General features: G+C 65.8%; 25 protein-coding genes. 16 read left to right on the top strand and 9 right to left on the bottom strand.

The genetic code is table 11. The features are described from left to right. Window positions 1-197: 197 nt before the first annotated feature. From B1756_RS01065 to B1756_RS01040, 6 genes are all read left to right on the top strand, one after another. A complete protein-coding gene (locus B1756_RS01065) occupies window positions 198-665 on the top strand; it encodes a DUF6691 family protein (protein WP_086886863.1) in 468 nt (155 codons plus the stop codon). A 131-nt stretch (window positions 666-796) separates the two neighbouring features. Further along, complete coding sequence (locus B1756_RS01060; RefSeq protein WP_086889986.1) at window positions 797-1,141, top strand: glutaredoxin family protein; 345 nt, start codon at window positions 797-799, stop codon at window positions 1,139-1,141. Between the two features lie 235 nt (window positions 1,142-1,376). Then, window positions 1,377-1,958: a DUF7110 family protein gene (locus tag B1756_RS01055; RefSeq protein WP_086886862.1), complete on the top strand. Its 582-nt coding sequence runs from the start codon at window positions 1,377-1,379 to the stop codon at window positions 1,956-1,958. Between the two features lie 458 nt (window positions 1,959-2,416). Further along, a complete protein-coding gene (wecB, locus tag B1756_RS01050; protein WP_086886861.1) occupies window positions 2,417-3,526 on the top strand; it encodes a non-hydrolyzing UDP-N-acetylglucosamine 2-epimerase in 1,110 nt (369 codons plus the stop codon). A gap of 116 nt (window positions 3,527-3,642) precedes the next feature. Next, window positions 3,643-4,614: a phosphoadenosine phosphosulfate reductase family protein gene (locus B1756_RS01045; RefSeq protein WP_086886860.1), complete on the top strand. Its 972-nt coding sequence runs from the start codon at window positions 3,643-3,645 to the stop codon at window positions 4,612-4,614. Window positions 4,615-4,701: 87 nt separating this feature from the next. Next, entirely contained in the window at window positions 4,702-5,901 is a 1,200-nt protein-coding gene (locus tag B1756_RS01040; protein ID WP_086886859.1) for an AGE family epimerase/isomerase, read from the top strand. A gap of 16 nt (window positions 5,902-5,917) precedes the next feature. Here B1756_RS01040 and B1756_RS01035 read toward each other — a convergent pair whose 3' ends face one another. After that, window positions 5,918-6,550 carry a DUF4013 domain-containing protein gene (locus B1756_RS01035; RefSeq protein WP_086886858.1) on the bottom strand — a complete coding sequence of 211 codons (633 nt, stop codon included), beginning with the start codon at window positions 6,548-6,550 and terminating at the stop codon, window positions 5,918-5,920. 283 nt (window positions 6,551-6,833) lie between these two features. Here B1756_RS01035 and B1756_RS01030 point away from each other — a divergent pair, with 283 nt between their 5' ends. From B1756_RS01030 to B1756_RS01015, 4 genes are all read left to right on the top strand, one after another. Continuing rightward, window positions 6,834-8,099, top strand: a complete 1,266-nt coding sequence (locus B1756_RS01030; protein ID WP_086886857.1) for an ABC transporter substrate-binding protein — start codon at window positions 6,834-6,836, stop codon at window positions 8,097-8,099. A gap of 20 nt (window positions 8,100-8,119) precedes the next feature. Further along, window positions 8,120-9,184, top strand: a complete 1,065-nt coding sequence (locus B1756_RS01025) for a carbohydrate ABC transporter permease (RefSeq protein WP_086886856.1) — start codon at window positions 8,120-8,122, stop codon at window positions 9,182-9,184. A 61-nt stretch (window positions 9,185-9,245) separates the two neighbouring features. Beyond that, window positions 9,246-10,160 carry a carbohydrate ABC transporter permease gene (locus B1756_RS01020; RefSeq protein WP_086886855.1) on the top strand — a complete coding sequence of 305 codons (915 nt, stop codon included), beginning with the start codon at window positions 9,246-9,248 and terminating at the stop codon, window positions 10,158-10,160. Between the two features lie 141 nt (window positions 10,161-10,301). Continuing rightward, window positions 10,302-11,447, top strand: coding sequence for an ABC transporter ATP-binding protein (locus B1756_RS01015; RefSeq protein ID WP_086886854.1), 1,146 nt, complete (start codon window positions 10,302-10,304; stop codon window positions 11,445-11,447). Between the two features lie 137 nt (window positions 11,448-11,584). Here the strand turns inward: B1756_RS01015 and B1756_RS01010 are convergent, their stop codons facing one another. The 5 genes from B1756_RS01010 to B1756_RS00990 all read right to left on the bottom strand — a co-directional run bounded on the left by B1756_RS01010 (window position 11,585) and on the right by B1756_RS00990 (window position 16,024). Next, window positions 11,585-11,794: a DUF7333 family protein gene (locus B1756_RS01010; protein WP_086886853.1), complete on the bottom strand. Its 210-nt coding sequence runs from the start codon at window positions 11,792-11,794 to the stop codon at window positions 11,585-11,587. Window positions 11,795-11,883: 89 nt separating this feature from the next. Further along, window positions 11,884-12,639: a hypothetical protein gene (locus tag B1756_RS01005; protein ID WP_086886852.1), complete on the bottom strand. Its 756-nt coding sequence runs from the start codon at window positions 12,637-12,639 to the stop codon at window positions 11,884-11,886. 178 nt (window positions 12,640-12,817) lie between these two features. Further along, on the bottom strand, window positions 12,818-13,660 hold the full coding sequence (locus B1756_RS01000; protein ID WP_086886851.1) for an aldo/keto reductase: 843 nt from the start codon (window positions 13,658-13,660) through the stop codon (window positions 12,818-12,820). 94 nt (window positions 13,661-13,754) lie between these two features. Then, the gene (locus B1756_RS00995) at window positions 13,755-15,197 is read right to left on the bottom strand and encodes an amidase (RefSeq protein ID WP_086886850.1); all 1,443 of its coding nucleotides are present in this window, start codon (window positions 15,195-15,197) and stop codon (window positions 13,755-13,757) included. Between the two features lie 62 nt (window positions 15,198-15,259). Next, complete coding sequence (locus B1756_RS00990; RefSeq protein WP_086886849.1) at window positions 15,260-16,024, bottom strand: proteasome assembly chaperone family protein; 765 nt, start codon at window positions 16,022-16,024, stop codon at window positions 15,260-15,262. Between the two features lie 111 nt (window positions 16,025-16,135). Between B1756_RS00990 and B1756_RS00985 the strand changes: the two genes are divergently transcribed. Then, entirely contained in the window at window positions 16,136-17,044 is a 909-nt protein-coding gene (locus B1756_RS00985) for an RsmB/NOP family class I SAM-dependent RNA methyltransferase (protein WP_086886848.1), read from the top strand. Beyond that, a complete protein-coding gene (locus tag B1756_RS00980) occupies window positions 17,044-17,571 on the top strand; it encodes a DUF7122 family protein (RefSeq protein ID WP_086886847.1) in 528 nt (175 codons plus the stop codon). The genes B1756_RS00985 and B1756_RS00980 overlap by 1 nt, the downstream gene beginning before the upstream one ends. A 62-nt stretch (window positions 17,572-17,633) precedes the next feature. On the opposite strand, the gene B1756_RS00975 is transcribed toward B1756_RS00980, so the two are convergent. After that, window positions 17,634-18,488 (bottom strand): alpha/beta fold hydrolase, encoded by an 855-nt coding sequence (locus tag B1756_RS00975; RefSeq protein WP_086886846.1) that lies wholly within the window; start codon window positions 18,486-18,488, stop codon window positions 17,634-17,636. A 206-nt stretch (window positions 18,489-18,694) separates the two neighbouring features. Between B1756_RS00975 and B1756_RS00970 the strand changes: the two genes are divergently transcribed. Further along, window positions 18,695-20,011 (top strand): MATE family efflux transporter, encoded by a 1,317-nt coding sequence (locus B1756_RS00970; protein WP_086889985.1) that lies wholly within the window; start codon window positions 18,695-18,697, stop codon window positions 20,009-20,011. Between the two features lie 22 nt (window positions 20,012-20,033). Here B1756_RS00970 and B1756_RS00965 read toward each other — a convergent pair whose 3' ends face one another. After that, window positions 20,034-21,605 carry a DUF790 family protein gene (locus B1756_RS00965; protein ID WP_086886845.1) on the bottom strand — a complete coding sequence of 524 codons (1,572 nt, stop codon included), beginning with the start codon at window positions 21,603-21,605 and terminating at the stop codon, window positions 20,034-20,036. Between the two features lie 135 nt (window positions 21,606-21,740). Between B1756_RS00965 and B1756_RS00960 the strand changes: the two genes are divergently transcribed. Genes B1756_RS00960 through B1756_RS00950 form a run of 3 tightly spaced genes read left to right on the top strand, consistent with a single transcriptional unit; the run spans window position 21,741 to window position 23,823 of the window. Then, window positions 21,741-22,109, top strand: coding sequence for a sensory rhodopsin transducer (locus B1756_RS00960; protein ID WP_086886844.1), 369 nt, complete (start codon window positions 21,741-21,743; stop codon window positions 22,107-22,109). Between the two features lie 2 nt (window positions 22,110-22,111). Next, window positions 22,112-23,413 (top strand): D-arabinono-1,4-lactone oxidase, encoded by a 1,302-nt coding sequence (locus tag B1756_RS00955; RefSeq protein WP_228434430.1) that lies wholly within the window; start codon window positions 22,112-22,114, stop codon window positions 23,411-23,413. Then, window positions 23,410-23,823, top strand: coding sequence for a sensory rhodopsin transducer (locus B1756_RS00950; protein WP_086886843.1), 414 nt, complete (start codon window positions 23,410-23,412; stop codon window positions 23,821-23,823). The genes B1756_RS00955 and B1756_RS00950 overlap by 4 nt, the downstream gene beginning before the upstream one ends. Before the next feature lie 64 nt (window positions 23,824-23,887). On the opposite strand, the gene B1756_RS00945 is transcribed toward B1756_RS00950, so the two are convergent. Then, window positions 23,888-24,799: an AEC family transporter gene (locus B1756_RS00945; RefSeq protein ID WP_086886842.1), complete on the bottom strand. Its 912-nt coding sequence runs from the start codon at window positions 24,797-24,799 to the stop codon at window positions 23,888-23,890. Window positions 24,800-24,873: the final 74 nt, after the last annotated feature.

The raw sequence follows: 24,873 nt of genomic DNA, 5'->3' as shown, positions 1-24,873 counted from the left end.
TCTCGGAAACGCGAACGGGGAGTGAAACGACCCGTGAGTCGCGAGATCCGAGTTACGCGAGGGTCTCGGAAACGCGAACGGGGAGTGAAACGACCCGTGAGTCGCGAGATCCGAGTTACGCGAGGGTCTCGGAAACGCGAACGGGGAGTGAAACGACCCGTGAGTCGCGATCACCGACTGGGACGGGGGTGTGAGCGATGAGCGCCCAGCACGAACAGCACCCGCTGTTCCTCCCGCTCGTGTTCGTCGGCGGGCTGATATTCGGGTTCGGCCTCGGATTCAGCCACATGGCCCAGCCGGAGGTCGTCCTCAACTTCCTCCAGCTGTCGGACCTCGGACTGCTGTTCGTCATGGGCGGGGCGGCGGTCGTCACCGGGCTGACTTTCTTCGGGATCACATTCGTCCGCGGGGACGCGCCGCTGACAGGTGCGCCCTACGCCCGCCGGCTCAAATCGCTCGACCGTAACGTCGTCTTCGGCGGCGCCATCTTCGGCGTCGGATGGGGGCTCTCCGGCATCTGCCCGGGAGCCGCCTACGCCAGCCTCGGCGTCGGCAACGTCGTGATCCTCTACGGCATCGCCGGCATGTTCGTCGGCGCGTACCTCCAGGGCGTCGTCCGCTCGAGCCCGCTCGGCGAGGACTCGAGTGCGTCGGCAGCCGACTGAGCCGGGCTGGTGTCTCCGAGTTCCTGTCGCTGGTCGCTTCTCTCTCCGTGTTTGCAGTCCTCGCCTCGAGATACCCGACCGGCGGTACCGGTGACGCAAGGCCTATCCCCCGCGACCGACATATGACGGACATGGACTTCCCACCGAACCAGGGGCTCGATCAGGACGAAGTAAACGAGCAGGTCGAGACGACCATCGAAGAAAACGAGGTCGTCCTCTTCATGAAGGGAACGAAGCTCATGCCGCAGTGTGGCTACTCGCGGCGCGCACTGGGGCTCATCGACCAGTACTGTGACGAGTACGAGACCGTCGACGTCCTCGAGTCCCTCGCCGAATATCGCAACGCACTCGAGGCCCACAGCGGCTGGGAGACCATCCCCCAGACGTACGTCGACGGCGAGTTCGTCGGCGGCTCTGACATCCTCGCGGAACTCGAGGAACGCGGCGAACTGGCCGCGACGCTCGACGCGGAGTAGAACGGGCCTGCGTCCCAGTCTGAGTGCTGGGGCGCGAGCACGACGGACGAGGTGCCCGCACTCGAGGGGCAATAGCGTTGTGCGAATGGGCATCGTGCGAGCACGCCAGCGATCAATGAACAGAAGGCAGAGGTAAATTCATCCAGATACGAACGTGACGCAGGTAATAGCAGATCATATAAGTCACGCACTCGTACTAGGAACCCAGCGACCTCGCCGTAGATCATCCCCCACTATGTCAACAGAGGAATCCAGTCACGTATATCGGTTGCATTCGACGCTCGAACTCCCGCTCGAAGATCTTCGAGAACACATCGACGAGGCGGAGTATCCCGACGGCGTCGACGACGTCGAGATCACGCGGCGAAACAACACGCTCATCCTCAAAGCCGTCGCCGAGGACACCTCGGTCAGCAAGTACACGCCGACGGCCCAGTTGAAAGCGAGCGTCACCGAAAACCGCGTCTACGAAGAGGACCCCGACGAGCGACGCAACTCCTTCCGCTGGGACGAAGAGGAAGAAGAGGAGATCGAATCCGAACTCGTCGAGTTCGCGGCGTTCAAGGGCGACCGTGAGACCGTCCTCCAGAACTCGCTGTTGCAGTACGAGATGTTCCTCGTCCTCTGTGACATCGCCGAAGCCGCCGAGAAAGGGACCTTGACGGCCATCTCCCAGCAAGGTGGCGAACTCGAGGCGACCCGGATCGTCGAGGGCGAACCGCGACCAGCGAACATCGAAGTCGTCGAAGGACCGCGCGATCACGGCTCCGGGGAAAGCGGGGTCAACTGGCGGGACAACAAGTTCATCAGCGACTAACGCGCGAATCGAGAGACGGCGAGCCGCCTTCTGCGAGCGGACGGACTCCGAACGAACTACCGCGGAGATGTTCCCCGGTTCCCCCTCGAGATTGACCTGTCAGCAGTCACTCTCACACTCGGGGCGGCCGTTCAGTTTCCCTGTAGGTCTCGATTTCCAATCGAATTGCGGCCCTCGAACACCCGAGTTTCGCGACCTCGCTATCGACGCGCTCTCGTCGAGCCGTGGACGCGACGGCCACGGGTTGCCGGTCGTGTGTGTCATACCCAAAGGCGGGGATTTCGTCCCGGTAACTAACTGATAACGAAGGTGCACCTTCCGGAACGGGTGAGTGCCATGTTCCACGAGGTGCGACCGCTCACTTTTGCACCGTCCCCACCTGGCTTGCCCTCCAGTTCGGCGTGTCGTGTGACACGAAACCAGGCACGAGCCGGCCTCGAGTCGGCGGGTGAGGCCTGATGCGAGTCTGCTCAGTCGTCGGCGCGCGCCCCCAGTTCGTCAAGGCGGCCGTCGTCTCCCGGAAGCTCCGGGACGTCGGCGAGGAGATCCTCGTTCACACGGGCCAGCACTACGACGAGGAACTCTCGGACGTCTTCTTCGACGAACTCGACATCCCCGAGCCCGAGTACAACCTCGGCGTCGAGTCGGACACCCACGGTCGCCAGACCGCTGCGATGATCGCCGAACTCGAGCCGGTCGTCGAGGCGGAAGATCCCGACGCGCTCTTGCTGTACGGCGACACGAACTCGACGCTGGCGGGTGCGATCGTCGGCTCGAAGCGGGACCTGCTGGTCGCTCACGTCGAAGCGGGGCTGCGCAGCGAGAACCGGTCGATGCCCGAGGAGATCAACCGAATCCTGACCGACCACGCTGCGGACTACTGTTTCGCCCCGAGCGAGGAGGCCGTCGCGAACCTCGCCGCGGAAGGCGTCACAGACGGCGTCTACCTCACCGGTGACGTGATGTACGACGCGATTCTCGACGCACGAGAGCGCTCCCGCCGCCAGTCGACGATCGTCGAGGACGTCGGTCTCGAAGAAGGAGCGTTCGTCCTCGCAACGGTTCATCGGGCGAGCAACACGGACGATCGTGCGAACCTTGCCGCGATCGTCGACGGACTCGCGGCCTCGCCGCGGCCGGTGGTGTTTCCCGCGCACCCGCGCACGGTGGCGAGTTTGCGGGAGTACGGTCTCTGGAAACGCGCGACCGAACAGCTCGAGGTGATCGAACCGCAGGGCTACCTCGACTTCGTGCGCTTGCTCGACGCGGCCGAACGCGTGGCCACGGACTCCGGCGGCGTCCAGAAGGAGGCTTTTTTCCTCGGGACGCGGTGTCTGACGCTCCGGGAGGAGACCGAGTGGGTGGAGACGGTCGAGTGCGGCTGGAATCGACTCGTTGGTCCCGACGAGCGGGCGATCCGCGAGGGATTGCACGCCGACTGGGAACCGGCGTCGAATCCCCATCCGTACGGCGACGGCACCGCCGGCGAGCGAATCGTCGGGCTGCTCGAGGAACAGCTTGCCGCCGACGCGTCGGTTCAGACGCTCGAGCCAGCCTCACTCGACTGAGCCGGGCTCTCTTCGGCTCGGCGGTCCAGCCACCGGAGACCGCCGACCGAAGTTCCGTCAGAGGTTTCCGGTCCCCCAAAGGGTTTACACCTTCTAATTATATCTAATTACACTTCATGCCAGCCAACTTCCCCGAGTACGTCGACGTCGATTACGACGAGGGCGACGGCGAGACACCTGCGGACTATCCGCACATTCAGGACAAGATCGAGAAGGCGATCGAGGTAACCCGGGAGGGACTCGAGAGCTACGAGAACCCGGCCGTGATGTGGACCGGCGGCAAGGACTCGACGCTCGTGCTCTACTTCGTCACGGAGGTCGCAGACCGGTTCGACCTCGAGGTACCGCCGGCGATCTTTATCGATCACTTCCAGCACTTCGAGGAGATCCACGACTTCGTCGACCACTGGGCCGACGAGTGGGATCTCGAGGTCATCTACGCGCGTAACGAGGACATCGGTGACTACGTCGACGAAAACGGTCTCACGCCGGGCGACGAGATCGAGATCGCAGAACTTTCCGAGCACAACCGTCACCACGTCGAGAACATCCTCGAGTACGACGACGAGACGTTCCCGTTCCTGCTCGACACCTACGCGGGCAACCACCTCCTGAAGACCGTCGCGCTCAACGACGCCCTCGAAGAGCACGACGTCGACGGCGTCATCTCGGGCGTCCGCTGGGACGAACAGGAAGCCCGCGCCGACGAGACGTTCTTCTCGCCGCGACACGATCCCGATATCTATCCGCCACACGACCGCATTCAGCCCATCCTGCAGTTCGACGAGGCCGCGGTCTGGGAGGCGTTCTGGAACTTCGTCGTCCCGGACACCGTCGCGGAGTTCCCGGACGACGGCTACGTTCCCGAGGGCAAGGACGACCTCCCGGACGACCTCGAGCCGTTCGACACGCCCGTCTCCCCGAAGTACTGGGAGGGCTTCCGGTCGCTCGGCAGCGAGATCAGCACCGAAAAGACCGAAGACGACCCCGCCTGGCTGCAGGACCTCGAGGGTACCACCGAGCGTGCGGGCCGCGCACAGGACAAGGAGGACCTGATGGAGCGCCTGCGCGACCTCGGTTACATGTAACCTCCCGTCGGCGCGCTCGAGCGGACGCTGACCAACCGTCGTGGTTCCGAATTACTATACGCTCGTGAGTGAAGCGTTCGAACAGCCATGACCATCTATCGAACGCGCGGGGCACTTCGTCACCAGATTCGGGACGTGCTGAACTTCTACTACCCCGAGTGTATCGACTCGTCAGACGGCGGCTACGTTGCCCAGCTCGACGAGCGCGACGGCCACGTCTACGATACGCAGACGAAACACCTCGTCGCCACGGCACGGGCCGTCCACAACTTCAGCGCTGGCGTCCTGCTCGAGGGGCCAGACTGGTGTCGACAGGCCGCCGAACACGGTCTCCAGTTCCTCTCGACGGTCCACTGGGACGACGACCGAGAGGGCTACGACTGGCTGCTCGAGGGGCGAACCCCCGTCGAACAACGACGGTACTGTTACGGGCACGCGTTCGTCCTCCTTGCCGGCGCACGGGCCCATCAGGCCGGAATTCCCGGCGGTCGCGCCGAACTCGAGCGCGCCTACGAGGTGCTCGAGGAACACTTCTGGGAGCCCGACCACGGCCTGTACGCCGATCAGGCCACGCCGGACTGGTCGACACTCGAGTCCTACCGCGGGCAAAACGCGAACATGCACTCCTGTGAGGCACTGCTCGCGGCCTACGAGGCGACTGGCGAACAACGGTTCCTCGAGCGTGCCCACACCGTCGCCGACCGCTTTACGCGCGAAGTGACGAACGCGACCGACGGCCTGCTCTGGGAGCACTACACCGACGACTGGGAACCGGACCTCTCGTACAACGCGGACCAGCCGGGTCACCAGTTCCGGCCGCCGGGCTACCAGCCGGGCCACCACGCCGAGTGGGCGAAACTCCTGGTGGTGCTCGCTGATCACCTGTCACCGGAGTGGCCCCTCGAGCGGGCCCGCGAGCTGTTCGACGTCGCGGTCGACCTCGGCTGGGACGACGAGCACGGCGGCCTCTACTACACGGTCGAGGCGGATGGCGAGCCCATCGTCGCCGACAAGTACGGCTGGGTGCACACGGAAGCGATCGGTGCCAGCGCACTCCTGAGTCGCTTCGACGACGCCTACGGCGAGTGGTACGACCGGCTCTGGGCGTACTCACGGGAGCACCTGATCAATCCACGATACGGGAACTGGTACGAACGATTGACTCGCGAGCACGCACGAGACGGCCCCAATCACGGCCCAGAAGTCGAGCCGGGCTACCATCCGCTCACGAACTGCTGGCTCGCTCTGCGGGCACTCGAGGCGGCGCCGGCGGCCTTCGACGGCTGATCGGCTCGTCGGCTCCTCACCGGACCGCGGCGTACCCGCGGGCGATCCGTCGACTCGAGGCGAGCGTGGCGTAGGCCCCCACCAGTGACCCGACGACGGTGAAGATGCCGCCAAGATCGACGAGGGTGCCTGCGATGGCGACGCCGAGGAGGAAGATGACGGCTCCCGACGCCCAGCCGACGAAGTACGCGGCGTGGCCTGCGACGCCGATGAGATCCGTGAAACCGGCACGGAGCGATCCCTCGCGCACGGTGTTGGCGAGCGCGATGGGAAGGACGTAGGCGTAGCCAGCGAGGAGGACGAGCACCGTGGTCGATCCAGCAAGCAGGAAGAGCGCCTGGTCCTGATCCGGCGGTTCGCCGGCACCGAGGAACAGCTGGACGGCGACGAGTGCCGCCCCGACCGGAACGATTCCGTAGCCGATCGTCAGGACGCTGGCAGTGAGACCGCGAACGAGAACGGAGCGCTCGAGAAACGACGGTGGCTCCGGTTCGCTACCACGTGCAAGGAGTGTCCCAGCGTAGCCCAGAAGCGGCACGAGCGCGACCAGCGGGAGGGCGATCGCGTGGACGAAGACGCAGAGCCACGCGGCGATCACGGCTTTCTCGCCGTAGTCACCGCGGATCGGGTACCGGAGCGCCTCCCACATATCTGTCACTCCTCACGCCGACGGTTTACGCCTTGCGAGGTGAGCGACGAAGCCGGCCGTGAATGATCGATACGTGATACGTTCGAGCGCCAACCTTACACGGCAGGTTGACCAGAGCTGGCGACGATTCGATCGCTATATGTGCTCCTCGTGATCGATCAAAACTCGTCTGCACGGAGCCGATATCCGGGCAAATTGTGTAATACAGTCTACTACTCGTCCCAGAGTAAATACCATAATCTTATGTGATCGCCCGTCGAAGACCGTGACAGATATCGGTGCTATGACAGGGGATAATACCATTTCACGGAGACGGTACGTGCAGGCAACTGGCGCAATTGGCGTCGCAGCACTCGCAGGATGTGCTGACGACGAGCCAGTGGATGCAGACGGCGAACAGCTCGAGATCGTCCACTGGTGGACCGCAGGTGGGGAAGAGGAGGCGTTCAACGCTCTCGTCGAGGGATTCGAGGCTGAGACCGACTACGAGGCCGACCCGAACCCGGCTCCGGGGGGCGCCGGGACGGCGATCGACGCCCAGGTCCAGACCCGAGTGCTCGACGAGGACCCGCCGGGGACCTTCCAGATCTGGCCCGGTGAAGCGCTGCGCACGTACACCGACGCGGACGCTCTCGAGTCGGTCGGCGACCTCTGGGAGGACCAGGACGCCTACCTCGACAGCGTCGTCGAGGCTTCGAGCCCCGACGGTACCGTCGTCGCAGTGCCGATCAACATCCACCGCCTGAACAACGTCTTCTACAACACCGAGGTGCTCGAAGACGCTGGCGTCGACCCCGACGACCTCGGGAGTCCCGAGGACCTGCTCGAGGCGTTCGAGGCAGCCGACGACGAGGGATACGTCGGACTCGCCCAGCAGACCCAGGAGCCGTGGGGTATCCTCCAGCTCTGGGAGGTCGTCTTCACCGGCCAGCACGGCGTCGACGCGTTCCAGCAGTTCCTAGACGGTGACGCCGCTTCCCTCGAAGACGAAATTCAGGAATCTCTCGAACTCGTCGAGGAGATGAGCGAATACTTCAACGAGGACGCGGCCACGGTCTCGTGGGACGAGGCCAACGCCGACGTGATCACTGGCGACGCTGCCTTCCACCACAACGGCGACTGGGCGGCCGGCGAGTACCAGGGTGAAGACGACTTCGAGTACGGTGAAGACTGGGACTACATGCCCTTCCCCGGAACCGAAGACGTCTACACGATGGTGATGGACGCGTTCGTCATGCCGACGAACAACCCGACACCTGATGCCACCGAGGCGTTCATCGAGTACTGTTCCACCGCCGATGCCCAGGAGCGGTTCAACCCGCACAAGGGGTCGATCCCGCCACGAACGGACGTCCCGACCGACGAGTTCCCGCCGTTCCTGCAGGACCAGATGGCGGACTTCGAGGCCTCGAGCGAACAGGTCACCTCAATCTCTCACGGGAGCGGTCTCGAGCCCGGAATCGCCAACGAAGTCGAAGAGGAGTTTGCGGTGTTCACCGACAACTGGGACCCCGAGCAGACCACCCAGGACCTCATCAACCTCTTCTAGGGGAAACGAGCCAGTATCGTATGGACTTTGACATACGGCGAGTTTTCGAACGGCTTCCTCGCGTGAGCCGCGGCGACGGATCGAGTAGTGAGACCAGCGGCGAGTCGAGCGATAGCGGCGCAACCGTCTGCACCGACGGCGGGACGGCGTCGCCGTCGACTGCCACACCGTCGACGACCACCGACGAGACCGATCGGGTCAGTCGGCTTCGACACAGCGACTTCGTTCAGGCGATTCCGTTCTGGCTCCCGCCGGCGATTCTCGTCGGACTGTTCGTCTACGGTGCAGTCAGCTGGAACCTGCTCATCTCGCTGACCGACTGGAGCGGCCTCGCCCAGCCGGAGTACACCGACCTGACCCTCGAGATGTACACCCAGATGCCGGGTGATCCGTCGTTCGTCGCGGCGTTCCGGAACACGATCGTCCTGTTGATCGCGTTCACGGTCGTCTCACTTGCGGTCGGGCTGGTCCTCGCGATCCTCGTCGACCAGAACATCCGCTTCGAGAATACGTTCCGGACGATCTACCTGCTCCCGATGGCGCTGTCGTTCGTCGTGACGGCGATCTTCTGGTCGTGGATGTACAATCCGTCGACCGGGACGATCAACGTCGTGCTGTCGACCATCGGTCTGGACTTCCTCACGATGGACTGGATCGGTGACCCGCGGACGCGGCTCGCGGCGATCATCTTCGCGCTCACCTGGCAATTCAGTGGCTACGCGATGGTCGTCTACCTCGCGGGCCTGCGAGCGATCCCGGACGCCCACTACGAGGCAGCGAAAGTCGACGGCGCGAGTACGTTTCGAATGTACCGCCGGGTCATCGTCCCGCAACTCAGCGCGGCGACGACCTCCGCGGCGGTCGTCCTCATGGTGTTCGCGCTGAAGGCGTTCGACTTCATCTTCGTGATGTTCGGCGACACGCCGGGACGGTCAGCGGACATCCTCGCGGTGATGATGTTCCGCGTGGCGTTCTCGCGAACCGAATGGGCCTACGGGGCGGCCATCGCGACCGTCCTCTTCCTGATGGCGCTCTCGGTCGTCGCGCCGTACCTGTACATGCAGTACAAACGAGGTGATCTCTAATGTGGACGCTCCCCGCACCGATTCGCACCCGACGTACCGCCCACCACCGGGGTGACCGACGATGACAGCTACAGAAGCTTCCGCCCGCGACGGACTCCGGGATCGCCTCTCGGCGTCGCTCGAGAGGTTCGACCGACAGCGGGTCGCCCTCTACGCGCTCCTGGTGGGGCTCGTTGCCTTCTACCTCTCGCCGCTGTGGGGCGGCCTGACGACGGCGTTCAAGACCCAGACCGGATTCGTCCGGACGACGCCGCTCGCACCGCCGACCCCGGAGTGGTTCACGGTCGAGCCGTGGGAACTCGCGTTCCAGACCGTCCAGGGCGGACTCGTCAACAGCGTCACGTTCGTCGTCCCCGCGACGATCCTCTCGGCGCTGCTGGGCAGCCTCGCCGCCTACGGCCTGACGAAACTCTCCTGGCGCGGCCAGGTGGGCATCCTCGTGCTGTTCCTCGCGGGTGTCTTCCTGCCGTACCAGTCGGTGCTGGTGCCACTGCGCCAGTTCTGGTCGGCTGTCGGCCTCGAGTCGTGGCTGGCGTTCGCCCCGTTCCTCGCCGAGCGGGCGGACCTGATCGAACTCACGATCACCCACACGGCCTACGGCATCCCCATCTGTACGATCCTCTTTCGGTCGTACTACAAGACGATGGACGACGAGATGATCGAGGCGGCGAAAATCGACGGCGCGAGCGCGTTTGGCATCTACCGACGGATCATCTTCCCGCTGTCGCTGCCGATGTTCGCGGTGGCGCTGATCTACCAGTTCACCCAGATCTGGAACGACCTGCTGTTCGCGCTCGTGCTCGTCAGCACGCGATCGAACTACGTCGTCACCCAGTCGCTAAACGAATTACAGGGATCGATGTCACAGGAGTACAACATCCAGATGGCCGGCGCGTTCATCGCCGCCTTGCCGACGATCGTCATCTACGTCGTCTTCGGCCGGCAGTTCGCGAAAGGGATCACGGGGGCATCATGATCGACCGCAGGCCGACTGTCGACGCATCGACGACGAGAGCTACCACGCAGACAGCCGAACCACCTACAACCACGATTCGACGCGCGATCACGACCATGACACCGAACACAGCCCAACACACGCATCGGACGGTGACCACCCATGGCTGACCTCTCCCTCGAGCACGTCACGAAGCGGTTCGACGACGGCGACGACCAGATCGTCGCGGTCGACGACGTCTCGATCGAGATCGACGACGGCGAGTTCCTCGTCCTCGTCGGCCCCTCCGGCTGCGGGAAGTCGACGACCCTGCGGATGATCGCCGGTCTCGAGACTATCTCGGACGGCGCGATCACCATCGACGGCGAGGTCGTCAACGACCGACCGGCCCAGCGACGGGACATCGCGATGGTGTTCCAGAGCTACGCGCTGTACCCCCACATGACAGTCCGGGAGAACATGCGCTTCGGGCTCGAGGAGTCGACCGAGTTGGACGACGAGACGATGGACTCCCGCGTCGAAGAGACCGCGACCTTGCTCGAAATCGACGATCTGCTCGAGCGCAAGCCGGGCGAACTCTCCGGTGGTCAGCAACAGCGCGTCGCGCTCGGACGGGCGATCGTTCGCGACCCCGCGGTCTTCCTGATGGACGAACCGCTGAGCAACCTCGACGCGAAACTCCGATCCGGCATGCGAATGGAGCTCCAGCGCCTGCAGGACGACCTCGACGTGACGACAATCTACGTTACCCACGACCAGACGGAGGCGATGACGATGGGCGACCGGATTGCTATCCTGAACGACGGGGAACTCCAGCAGGTGGCGACCCCACTCGAGTGTTACCACCGGCCGAACAACCTGTTCGTCGCCGGCTTCATCGGCGAACCCTCGATGAACTTCTTCGACGTCACGCTCGAGGGCGACCACCTCGTCGGTGACGGCTTCGAGTACCCGCTCTCGGAGCCCGTTCGCGAGAACCTCGGGGATACCACCGATCTGGTCCTCGGTGTTCGACCCGAGGACGTCGAGATTTACGACGCTCGAGACGGCGACCACGACTTCCCGGTACACGTCGACGTGGTCGAACCGATGGGCAACGAGAACAACCTCCTCGTGGGCTTCGAGGCCGACGAGAACGACGCGACCTTCAACGTCACCGTCGAAGGAATGCGCCGGATCGACCCCGACACCACGTACGTCGCTCATTTCCCCGAATCGGCAGTTCACGTCTTCGACCGCCGTAGCGGCACCGCCCTCCACAACCGCGAGATCGAAGCCGAAGCCGAACTGCTCGAGTCACGACTGTAGCCGGACGGTCGTCTCTCGTGTGCTCTCTCTGCGTTTCCGTGAGATCCAGCAACGGTACCGGTGACGGCCGTCCGACGAAGCGCCGCACGACCAGTGACGGCGAGTCGTACCGCCGACGTGGCCGACTCGAGAATCAGTCAGTTCGTCGCGCGGTACTCGCCGTGTTTGACCCCGATCGCGAGCATGATCGCGCCGAAGATCGCCATCGACGGCAGCACCATCATCATGATCGTCTGTGTGGTCATCGGTGCCATCGGCGTCACTTCCGGCAAGACGTACAGTGAGCCGATACCGACGGCGAGCACCAGCACGAACGCGCCAATCGTCTTCGGTACGTCGAGTCCCATAGCTGGCCGTTAGCAGTGACGGCAACTAAGCGATCCGAAACCGGCAGCCGTTCACGGGTTTCGAGAACTCGACCACCGCTTGTCGCAACTTACGTTTCTTCCGACGGGCGAACCAGGTTCGCGAGCGAGACGAGGATCCCGAGGAACCAGCCCAGCGGGAACGAGAGGCCGACCCACATGGCGGCGTAGGCAGCGCCCTCGAGTTGGAAGTTCGTCCGCAGCCACTCGTTGACGCCACCGACGAACAGGACGTTGTCGAGGATCCAGACGGCGAAGTCGTAGCTCGGGTCGAGGACGTACGGTGCGAGTGCGGGCGTGACGAGCGCGGCGACCACCGGCGGGAGGAAGATTGCGGTCATCGCGAACGGGTACGCGAGCACGACGGAGGTGACGCGTCCGCCGAACTTCGAGAAGACCGCCGCGAGAGTCGCCGAGATAATCGCGACGACGCTCGCGGCTGCGATCGCCAGGAAGTTTTCGTACGGGAGGCTGATGTAGGCGCTGACGGTCAGGGCACCCCAGACGATGATGGCGACGCCGGTGACGCCGACGATGCCGAGACGCGTTCGCGTCGAGTCGAGTTTCGCCGCGTAGTAGCGGGTCGCGAAGCCGACGACGGTGAGTGGATAGAGGATCAGTAATCCCAGGGTGCCGAAGGCACTCCAGAGGCGATACGCGACTGTCTGTGGAAGCGTCTCCGGTTTCCACTTGCCCATCACGGAGTGGCCGCGGCCTCGCTGGCGTGGAAAGATCAGTTCCATCCACGCCCCGTGGAGCCGCTCGAGGTCGGTCCGTATCGCACCGACGATGCCACCCCGGTTATTGCTCCGGGAGCGGGTAGCCATACGCGAGCCAAAAAGCTGACGTACCGTAAGCTTTCCTTCTCTTTCACGCTCGAAAACAGGTTATCGGTTCGATAGCTGTGGTCCTCGATGGCGTCGAATCGACCGCACGAACGGCGAAAGACGTCTCGAGACTCGAGTCGTACGCTCGTCAGGTTCGACTGTCGAATGGTCTGTCCCATCAGTATGACGCGTTCCACGGTGCGAACCCGGGGTCAACCGTCCGCGTCCGGTCGTCGATGCCGTCGATCCGCTCGCGCTCGTCCGCTGTCAGCTCGAGCTCGAGCGAGGCCCAGTTGTCGCGGATGTGTTCGCCGCCAGTCGCTTTCGGAATCGTCGTCACGCCCTGTTCGCGCAGCCAGGCGAGGCTAACCTGCGCCTCACTCACGTCGCGGGCGGCGGCGATGTCCTGAACGACGGGGTGGTCGAACACGGTACCCCGGGCCAGCGGCGAGTAGGCGACGACGGAGACGTCGTGGTCGGCACAGCTCTCGCGAAGTTCCCGCTGGGGTAACATGGGGTGCATCTCGACCTGATTCGCCAGGATCGGCACGTCACAGACCTCGAGGGCGGTCTCGAGTTGTTCGGGCTGGAAGTTGCTCACGCCAACGTTCTCGATCAGCCCCTCCTCGTGGAGGTGCTCGAACGCAGCGAACGTCTCTTCGGGGTCGTAGGTCCGGGCTGGCCAGTGGACGTACAGCAGGTCGACCGAGTCGACGCCGAGGCGGTCCAGGCTCGCGCGGGTCGTCTCGAGAACGTCGTCGTGTTCGAGGTTCGAGATCCAGACTTTCGTCGCGAGGAAGACCTCCTCGCGATCGACGTCGGCCCGGGCGAGTCCCTCGCCGACGGCCGTCTCGTTGTCGTATGCCTGTGCCGTGTCGATGTGGCGATAGCCACACTCGAGGGCGGTCCGGACACTCTCGGCGCACTGCTCCGGATCGGTGTTCTCCCAGGTTCCGAGCCCGAGCATCGGGATGCCACTGGTCGTCGGGCACGCTGCTGGATCGGAGAGGTCGTCGGTCATGGAGAATGCGTCGGTCAGGAACCGAAAGTGCGTTTGGGTTGCGGGTACCGCGTCGGGGTTCGAGCGACGTCACTCTCGATCGCCGCCTCTCGACTCAGTCGGCGTCCTCGTACAGCCAGTCCCAGGGCCGCTCGCGCTCGAGGGCTGCACTCGCCGCGATCACTGCCTCGTCGTCGAAGCGGCGACCGAGCACCTGGAGACCGACGGGGTGGCCGCGATCGGTCACCCCTGCGGGGACGGATGCAACGGGATGGCCGGTCCAGTTGAACGGCCACGTCAGCGTCCAGTTCCAGTCGCTGACGCGCGGGTCGTCCTCGAGGGCGATGTCCGCGTAAGAGAGCGTCGGCGTCACGAGCAGGTCGTACTCGGCGAGCACCGACTCGACGCTGTCGTAGAAGTCGGTCCTGACGACGCCCGAACGAGCGATATCGGCAGCGCCGAATCGTTCGCCCGCCTCGACCATCGCCAGCAGGCTGTCGGGAACCTCGTCGGGGTGTTCCCGGAGGTCGATGCCGTGTTCTTCCTCGAGCAGGGTCGCCGTCTCGAGGATCGACGTGGTGTACGTCGGCAGGACGGCCGCCTCGAGTTCCGACATGGAGTAGCCGTGATCGAGTGTGACCTCGTCGACGGTGGCGCCGGCGGCCTCGAACGCGGTGACGGCCTCGTCGACGACGGACTGGACCTCCTCGGCCACGTCGAACGCCTCGAGTGCCGGGCTGTAGGCGATCGACCAGCCGTCGACCGGTCGCTCGAGCGCCTCGAGCGGGTCGACCTCGACGGGGACGCTCCGCGGGTCGCTCGCGTCGGGGCCAGCGAGCACCGAGAGCATCAGAGCGGCGTCTGCCACCGTGCGGGTCATCGGCCCCTTCGTCACGTGGTGCGTCGACCGGCCGAACGCGCTCGGACGGCTGTCGTCAGGAACGAGCCCGAAAGTGGGCTTGAGGCCGTAGACGCCACAGAGTGCAGCGGGAATCCGGATCGAGCCGCCGGCGTCGCTCCCGGTGGCGATGGGGGTCATTCGCGCCCCGAGTGCCGCCGCCGAGCCCCCGGACGAGCCGCCAGCGTTCAGGTCCGTGTCGACCGGGGATGCCGTCGGGCCGATCACGCCGTTGTCGGTCGTCCCCTTGTGGCCGAACGCCGGCGTGTTCGTCTTCCCGATGACGATCGCGCCTGCGTCCTCGAGTCGTTCGACCAGCAGCGCCGTCCGGTCGGCCACGTTGTCCGCGAAGAGCGCCGAGCCGTTGGTGTGGCGGACGCCTTCTTTCAGGCCGCCGAGGTCCTTCAGCGCGACCGGGACGCCGTGGAGGGGACCGAGGTCCTCGTCGGTCTCGACTCCATCGAGCGCTCGGTCGGCCTCCGCCGCCGCGTCCCTCGCCTCGTCCGCACAGACCGTGACGAAGGCGTTGATCTCCCCGTCGACGGTCTCGATGCGCTCGAGGTGGGCCTCGACGGCGTCGGTCGCCGTCACCTCGCCGTCTCGAATCCGTCTCGCCAGTTCGGTCGCCGATGCCGCCGTGAGTGTCGAATCGGCTGTCACAGTGGCTGGTGTTCACACTCGACAATCATAATCCCGACCCACGTAATCACCGTGTGACAACGCTACTGGTACATCCGCAACGGCCGGGCCTGCGTGCTCTCTTCCTCGTCGATCGCCTGCATCTGCTGGGCGAGCCGTTCTTTCTGGTCGCGAATCTCTTCGGCGTGATCGACGAGCGCTTCGACCTCGACCTCGAGTCCGGCGATCGGTGCGATAGCCTCCCGGAGGAGAACGCTCGCGGCCTCGGGATCCGGAAACTGGGGATCACACCCGATGACCAGTCCGAGGCTATCGTACTCCCGACGAGCAGCCTGTTCGATGAGTGCACCCGTCGGTCCGGTGACGACGCCATCTTCCGGCGGTGTTGGAACGTCGTGGGCGTCGAGTACAGTAGCGCCGTCACCAGTCGCGACGCCGTACAGCGACGGACCGTTTTCCTCCCGGTCGACAGGTCGCCCGCTCAGGTAGATCGGCGTCGCCTCCTGCTCGACGACCCAGTCCGTGAGACACGTAGCGACGTGCTCGCGGGCATCGGCGTCGACGGGGACGTCGCTCTGCAGAGCGATCAGGTCGTGATTCTCACTGACGTACAGCCGAACCGGCGGGCGGGCAGTGCGGTCGCCGTCGCGATAGACGCCGACCCGCGGCAGCCCCTCACAGTGGACGCTCGCGTAGTAGCGCATCTCGAGCTGGTCGACCAGGTGGTCGGTCGCAATCTTGCCGACCAGTCCCAGCCCGGGAAAGCCCTCGACCAGAATCGGCGACTCGAGCCCCAGGTCGTCCCCCTCGGACCTTTCCGCACCCGATTGCGTCCGTATCGCAGCCATGTCCGGGCGGTTCGGCTGGAGGAGGGATAAAGCCGCTGGCGCACACAGGCGAGGGCGAACTCGCCGACGGGTTCGAAACCGACTAACGACGGGCGCGCGAACGCCTGCGTAATGGAGCCACTCGAGCGGTACCGACCGATTATCGACGACTTCGAGGCGTTCATCGCCGCCTGTGAGCGCCCGCTCGGCACCGCCGTCCGTGTGAACACCATCGCGGCGTCGGTCGAGCACACTCTCGACGTCCTCGAAGAGGAGGGCGTCGCCTACGAGCAGGCCGACTGGAATCCACGGGTGCTGCGACTCGAGACCGACTCGCCGGGGTCGACGTGGACCTCGTTCCACGGCTACACCCACGGGCAGGAGGAGGTCTCGGCCGTCCCGCCAGTCGTTCTCGACCCCCAGCCGGGCGAGCGCGTCTGGGACTGCTGTGCCGCGCCGGGCGGGAAAGCGACTCAGCTCGCGGCGCTGATGGACGACCGCGGAACCGTCGTCGCGAACGACAGCAACCTCGGGCGACTCTCGGCGCTGCGGTTCAACGCCGAGCGACTCGGGGCGACGAGCCTGCTCGTGACGAAGAGCGACGCGCGAAATTACTCGATGAAGCGGCTCTCGTTCGACGAATTCGACCGCGCGCTCGTGGACGTCCCCTGCTCGTGCGAGGGAACGATCCGGAAGAACCCCGACGCGCTAGACGAGTGGTCCGAAGGCTACGTCGACAGCGTTTCGGGCATCCAGAAGGGCATTCTCCGGCGGGCGATCCAGACCACTCGCGAGGGTGGCACCGTCGTCTACTCGACGTGCACGTTCGCCCCCGAGGAGAACGAGGCCGTCGTCCAGCACGCCCTGGAGGAGGAAGACTGCCGTGTCGTCGACTTCGAGGTCGGCCTCGAGCACGACCCCGGCCTCACCGAGTGGCAGGACCGGGCCTTCGACGCGAGTCTCGAGGACGCGATCCGGATCTATCCCCACCAGAACGACACCGGCGGGTTCTTCGTCGCGAAACTGGAGGTGACCGCCTGATGGCTGGAGACGGGGAGGCTGGTGACGAGCAAAACATCGGCCAGCGGTTCGATCGGCTGCCCGAGACGCCCGCCGACCGTACGGTCGAGGGTCGCGTCAGCCGCGAGGAGGTCGTCGACTACTTCGCGGATCGGTTCGGTATCCCGCCCGAGACCTTCGACGACTACACGTTCTGGGAGAAAGGCGCCGGCAAGATCTGGATCTACGCAGGTGAGGCTCCCACCCCGCTCGAGGTCGAGTCGCTGGGGATGACCTGCCTGCGGACCCGGCAGGAACACTGGAAGCCCACGACGGACTTCGTCCAGCGCGTTGGCCACCACGCGACCGGGTGCGTGATCGACCTCGAGCGCGAGCAGGCCGAACGGTTCGCCGACGGCGAGGATCAAGAACTCGAGTGGGACGGCGACTGGGGCTACCTGATCGCCGCTCACTCCCTCGCTGGCGAACGCGCCCCGCTCGGGATCGGGTTGTACGTCCACGGCGAACTGCGGTCGATGGTTCCGAAGGGCCGCCAGCGGGACCTGTAACGCTGTTTCTCTGGATCGGACACACGCACGCTCACGCCAGACGGCCGTGGACGCGAGAGCGGTCACCTCGGCCCTGGCTGCTGTCTCACGCGCGCCGTTTCGCGCTCGAGGAACCGTTTGACAGAGGTGTCGAACCCGTCTTTGCGCTCGAGGAAGACGCCGTGACGAGCGCCGGTAAAGAGTGCGAGTTGCGAGTCGGGGAGCCCGGCGTGGGTCTCCCGAAGGATCGACTCGGGGAAGAAGGGGTCCTCGTCGGCCCCGATGACGAGCGTTCGGGGTTCGATGCCACCGAGGCGGTCCGTCCCGTCGTACTCGCGGACGGCCTCGAACGAGACGACGACGTCCCGGGGCTCTGCCGGGGTCGGCGGCCGGAGCCGACCAACCGTCCGGGAGGCGAGCGGGAAGAGTTTCCGCCGCACCCCGGTGTGCATCGCCTCGAGCAGTTCCGACCGGATTTCGACCCACTCTTCGCCGAGCGCGAGTCCGTGCAGGCGACGGAGCAGCGGCTGGCTATCCGCGGCCACGCGACACCCCGAGACGCCGACGACGAGTTTGTCGACCATGGAGGGGCGTTTGCGGGCCAGTTCCTGTGCGATCAGTCCACCCATCGAGAGCCCGAGGACGGACGCGGGGCCCACCCACGACTCGAGAACGCGCGCGTAGTCCTCGGCCATCGATTCGATGGAGTCGTCCTCGTCGAGGCCACGGGGTCGGCTCACGAGGAAGACGGTGTAGTCGTCTGCGAACCGTTCGAACTGGCGGCGCGCGAGGAGTTCGCCTGCGCGGCCGTACTCGCCGTCGAACATCGCGTCACCGATTCCGGGGATCACGAGCAGCGTCTTCGGTCCGTCGCCGACCCGAACGTAGGGGTAGGTTCCCGCGAGGTGCCCGCGAGCAGACGTCGTCGTCAGAGACATGTTCGAGGAGTCCCACACCGGCGGTCGGAATAAGGGTTGGACGTGCGCGTGCCGTGGGCGGGCGTGCAGCCGGATCGACCCTCCGCTTTCTCAGGTTACATAGGCCGGTGACGCGAAACTCGTGTGTGCCCCTCGGTATCGATTCCGCGCTGCAGGCTCGCGTGTTCGCGGTCTGGAGACGCGTGTTCGACCTCTCCTGGCCCGTGATGGCCGAGCAGGTCCTGCGGACGCTGATGCGGACCACCGACCTCGTCGTCGCCGGGTTCTTCTCACCGGCGGCCGTCGCGGCGGTCGGCCTCGCGGACATCTACGGCCGGCTCCCGCTGTGGTTCGGGCTGGGCGTCGGCGACGGCGCGATCGCCCTTTCGAGTCAGGACACGGGGAGCGGGCAGGTCGCGAACCGGAACGAGGCCGTCACGCAGGCGCTCGGGCTCGGGATTCTGGCCGGGCTCCCGTTCGTCCTGTTCGGACTCGTCGGGAGCTACTGGGCGATCGGCATCCTCGGTGCGGAGGCCGAGACCGTCAGACTCGGCGGGCTCTACCTCGCGATCATCATGGTCACCGCGCCGGCGTTCCACGTGACGATGATCGCCGCCCGGTCGATTCAGGGGACCGGCGATACCCGCACCCCGATGTACGTCAACGCGGGAGCGAACGCGATCAACATCGTCCTCACCGTGACGCTGGCGTTCGGACTCGGCCCGTTCCCGGAACTGTCGATCGTCGGCATCGCACTCGCGACGGCGGTCGGCGATACGCTTGCAGCGCTGACGTTCCTCCTGATCATCCACAGCTCGGTTAGCGACCTCTCGTTCGTTCGCCCCACCAAACTCGTCGTCGCCAGGCAACTGCTGGTCATCAGTGCCCCCAGAATCGCCGAGGGGATCACCGAACTGATCGCCGAGTTCCCGTTCAACGCCATCCTGCTCACATTCGGCACCGAGGTCAACGCGGCCTACCACATCGGTCGCCGGGTCTACCAGCAACTGTCCTCGCCGCTCTCGAGAGGGTACGGCACCGCCGCCAACATCATCTGCGGGCAGTCACTCGGCCGCGGCGACCCCGAGGAGGCGTACTTCAACGGGCTCGCGGCGGCAGGGATCGCGGTCCTCACCGTCGGCGCGCTCGGGGCCGGCATCTTCGCCACCGCCGAGTGGGTCGTCCTCGTGTTCACGCGCGACCCGGCCACGATCGCCTACGCGACCGACTTCGCCCGCGCCTACGCCATCGCGACCGTCCTCATCGCGCTGTACGTCGTCCTCGCGGGCTCGCTCCGCGGCGGCAGCGAGACCCGCCCACCGTTTTACGCCAAAGTCACCGGTGCCGTGTTCTTCCTGCTCGGGATCACCTACGTCTTCGGCGTCCAGCTCGAGTACGGGGTCGTCGCTGCCTACGTCGCCATCGTCGCCGACTGGCTCTGGCGAAACCTGTTCGTCGGCGCAGTCTACCTCCGGAAGGGCTGGCTCGAGCGCGGGACGGCGATGATGCACGAGCGGGGGAGTCTGACGGGCGACGATGACTGAATCGCTGCCGAAGTTCGAGTTGTCACCGCTCGACCACGGTTCCGCCGACTAACCCCTCCCACTCGACCCGATAGCCCAGTTCTGCGAGCACCGCGCTGGCGTCCTCGAGTCCGTGCGCCTCGAGTACTGTCTCGACCTCGGAGAGGCTGAGTCCGGGCTCGATCTCCCGGTCGAGGTCCTCGAGCGTTGACGGCCGCACGAGCGCCCGCCCGACGCGCTCGTGCTCCGGAAAAGCGACGTCGTCGAGGGCGTCCACGCCGACGCCGTGGCGGTCGGCGAGGGTCTCGAGCGTGATCGCGTCCTCGCCGGGGCGCAGTTCTTCTGGCAGCGCCGCGGCCTGGTCGGCGACGAGCTGGCGTTCGTACTCCCGGAGCACGCTCGCGACGTCCTTGAGCCGAACCGACCCGGTATAGGTGATCGCGCGGTGGTCGCGCGCGGCGATTTCCTCGCCGACGCCCAGCGACTCGTCGACGGCAACGACGAGTTCGACGTCCTCGAGGTCCTGTAATTGTGATAACTTCTTCTCGACGTACTCGGGCGTCCAGAAGCCCATGATCTCGAAGTAGACGCGGAAGTCACTGTGCCTGTAATCGAACGCGAAGTCCGGGATCATCACCCGGGTTCCGGTCGCAAGCGGCTCGGGCTCGCGCACGAGGTCCCACTCGAGGTCGAGCGCTGAAAATCGGCCCGCGAAGTCGGCCTCGACGTTGCTGTCGTAGCTGACGTCCGTGATCGGTTCGGCGTCGGGGATTCGAATCGGATCTTCGTGGGAGAGTTCGAGCGTCCGCTCGGTCCCCCGGTCGTCGATGGTCGCCTCGAGGTGCCACGCCTCGGCCGCAGTGACGGTCCGGAGCAGGCGGGCGAACCGGGTGCCGTAGCGTCGGCTCGCACGGAAGAGGTGGGTCGGGCCGGTGACGATCACCTCGCGGTCGCTGGCTGCGTCTCGGTCGTGTTCGAAGTCGGCTTCGGGTGCAGAACCGGACTCGGGACCGGAGGAAGCGGCCGACGGACGCCGAATCTCGTACATCAACCGGAGTCGCTTGACCGCCGAGACCAGCGCCTTCGGATCACTCGAGCGCACCCGGACCTCCGTCGCGTCGAACAGTGCGCTCTGGGCGAGCGAGAGGTTGTACTGAGCGATCAATCCCTCGGGGCCCCACCGTGGCTCGACACGGTCGAGCACCTGACGCTCCTCTAGATCAGCGTAGAGCGCTCGCTGCAAGGTATCCGGCGAGACGCCCACCGCCTCGCCGGCGCGGATGTAGGCCATCGCGCGTTCGTCCTCGGTGACGACGCCGACGGCCTCGGCGGCTTCGAACACGGCACGGCGGGCGCGTTCGGGCTCGATCGCCGCCTCGGTCTCGAAGGACGCGTCGCGCTCGACCAGCGCGGCCAGCCCACGGACCAGCTTGAAGTCCTCGTGGTCGCGCTCGAGGTCGGTCAGTGCGGCCTCGAGTGTCGCCCGCGGCTCGCCGACGTGGCCCTGGTAGGTGCCGATGACCCGAGCGGCGAGCGGGCGGTGCTCGCGGTCGGCGAACTGGGGGTGATAGCCCCCGCCGGCCCGCGAGACCCGACGCAGGTCCTTCGGTAGCATTCGCCTCGAGTTGGCAGCGGGAGAACAAAAACGGTCCGTTCGGTGCAACGCGCGCCACCGTGGCCGCGACCACCACCGCGCCTGAGGGTACAAGCCGGTTCGTTATCCGCCTCTCCGTGGTCGACCAGTACCACCATGACCGGCAAACACACGTGGGCCATCCCGGAAGGGTACATCCCCGAGGAGAGCACCGGGCCCGAACCCGAGATGGAGAGCCACGAGAGCGTCTGCGTGCTGAACGCGACCGGGGAGGATGCAACCCTCGAGATCACGATCTACTTCACCGATCGGGAGCCGGTCGGCCCCTACGAGAAGACCGTTCCCGCGAACCGAACCAGACACTTCCGGTACAACGAGTTCGAAGAGCCCGAAGAAGTACCGACGGGCGAAGACTTCGCGAGTGTGATCGAGTCGGACGTTCCGGTCGTCTGCCAGCACACCCGTCTCGACTCGAGACAGGCCGAGAACGCCCTGCTCTCGACGATGGCCTACCCGGGTGAGTGATCGTGGGTGAAGACCAGGACTCAGCGCCAGCGTCGATCGACGAGGCAGACGTTGGGGAGTGGACCAACTGGTCTGGTAGCATCTCGTTCGAGCCCGACGAAGTGCTCGAGCCCGAAGACGAGTCGGAGCTGCAGGCGATCGTCCGACGATGTGCCGAAGAGGGCCGCACCGTCCGCGTCGCCGGCGCAGGCCACTCCTGGACGCCCGTCGTCGAGACCGAGGACGTGGTCGTCTCGCTCACGAAGATGACGGGCGTGGTCGACCACGACCCAGACGCCGGTCGGGCGACCCTCCGGGCCGGGACGACGCTCGAGGAGGCCGGGACGGAACTGCACGACCGGAACCTCGCCGTTCCGAACCTCGGCGACGTCTCGATGCAGACCGTCGCGGGCGCGTTCGGGACCGGGACCCACGGCACCGGTCCCGAGTTCGAGAACCTCTCGGGTGCGCTCGTCGGCGGGCGGCTGGTCACCGGCACCGGTGAGATCCGCGAATTTCGTGCCGAGGAGGATCCGGACCTCCTCCGGGCGCTCCGGGTCTCACTCGGCGCGCTCGGCATCCTCACCGAGATCGAACTCGACCTGCAGACCACCTACAAGGTCCAGCGCCGGGAGTACTGTACGAACTGGGAGGCGTGTCGAGACCACCTTCCCGAGCTGATCGAGGAGAACCGTAACTTCGATTTCTACTGGTACCCGCGGTCGAACGAGGTCAAACTCCGCCTGCTGAACGCCCCTGGCGGCGGGACCGACCACGCGGACCTCTCCTACGCGACGCAGGTCGAAGACCAGACGGGCTGGTGGCAAGAGACCATCCCCGAACACGACGACATCGGCCGCGAGTTCGACGAGATGGAGTACGCCCTCCCAGCCGAGGACGGCCTCGAGTGCTTCGAACGCGTTCGCGACCGCGTCCGCGAGAACTGGCGGGCCGACGTGGGCTGGCGACTGCTCGTCCGGACCGTCGCCGCAGACGACGCCATGCTCTCGACGGAGTACGACCGCGACGTGATGACCATCTCGCTGATCCAGAACGCCGAACTCGACCACTGGCCGTACTTTCACGACCTCGAGGGGCTGTTCCACGAGTACGACGGCCGACCCCACTGGGGGAAGAAACACACTCTCCGGGCCGCGGAACTCCGTGAACAGTACCCAGAGTGGGACCGGTTCCAGGAGATTCGCCGGGAACTCGACCCCGAGGGAACGTTTCTCTCGGCGTATCTCGAGGAGTTGCTGGTCGGCGAGGGAGGTGCAGACGGCGGTGACGGAGCGGGAGACCGTGAGGAGGTGCACAATCCATGACGAACGCAGACGACGAGGCCGACGCCGCAGAAGCGAACGGGCACCCGATCGGCGAGACGCGCTGGGTCCTCCCCGGCGGCCACGTCCCCGTCGACAGCACCGGTCCCGAACCCGAGCTGGTCAGTCACGAAACCCTTTGCGTGCTGAACGCCGGTTCCGAGGCGGCCACCCTCGAGATGACGCTCCAGTACGCGAACGGCCGCGAGGCGGGCCCGTATCCGCTCACGGTCGCCCCGGAACGGGTTCGCCACGTGCGGATCAACGACCTGATCGACCCGTACGCGCCGCCGCTCGGTCGGGACTACGGGGTCGTCCTCGAGTCGAACGTGCCGGTGGTGGTCCAGTGGCGTCGACAGGATACCCGGCAGGCCGCGAACGCGACGCTGTCGACGGTGGTCTACGGCGAGTAGGACGGTTCCCTGCGGTGGGTACCCGAAGGGATGTCCGGACGCGATCGAATCGCCGCACGCCGTGTCAGGTCACCAGCGTGATCAACACGAACAGCGTCGCGATCGAGACCAGCGTCGTCGCGAAGACGTTCAGCGAGGCGAACTCCTGATCGCCGCCCAGTTTGGCCGAGAAGACGTACGTCGAGACCGCGGTGGGGGTGCCGAGCATGACGACTGCAGCCGCGAACGTCGCCGCGTCGACCGCCAGCGCGGAGAAGATCCCCCACGCGAGGACCGGCATGCAGACGATCTTCAGCGCGACGACCGACCCCACCGCGCCGAAGTCGATCGACGGCACGTCTGCCCGCAAGGATGCGCCGACACAGAGCAGTGCGAGGGGGAGCGCGAGCGAGCCGACGATATCCAGCCCGAACGCGACGGAGCCGGGGACGAGGAGCCCGCTCGAGCCGACCGCGAGGCCGGCGACCAGCGAGACGAGGACTGGGTTGCGCGCCAGCCCCCGGAGTTCGTCTGCCAGCGCCGCGTCGGCGCTGTTGAACGTCGAGAGGATAACGACCGTCATCGGCACCTGGACCAGCGAGACGATTCCGAGGATCACGCTGGCAACGGCTGTCACCTGCGCGCCGAAGGTGGCCGCCACCAGCGGGAGCCCCAGATAGCCGAGGTTCGAGTGGTACGACTGGACGATCGCGACGCTCTGGCGGCCGTTACTCGATCCCTGTAATCGGTGGACGAGCCAGGCGACCCCTGCGGTCGTAAACAGGACGGCGAGGAGGCCGCCGACCAGCGCGACCGAGAGCAACTCGCCGACGTTCTGGTCGTACGTGGAGACGAAGATGAGCGCCGGGAGCGCGACGTAGTAGGCGACGGCGTTCAGCGTCGCGGTTCGGCTCGCGCCGAGGATCCCCGTCACGCGCAGCCCAGTCCCCGCGAGGAGCACGACGAGCAAGCCGAGTAACCTGACGAGGACCTCCATAGGTCACCAACTCGTCGCCGACTGTTGACGGAGACGGTTGCCTGTGACGGCGTCACTGCGCGCCAGTGAGTGCT

The sequence above is a fragment of the Natrarchaeobaculum aegyptiacum genome (genome assembly GCF_002156705.1).
Classification (GTDB): domain Archaea; phylum Halobacteriota; class Halobacteria; order Halobacteriales; family Natrialbaceae; genus Natrarchaeobaculum; species Natrarchaeobaculum aegyptiacum.
The sequence above is the reverse complement of the archived record's forward strand: the minus strand, read 5'-3'. Positions and strand labels throughout refer to the sequence as shown.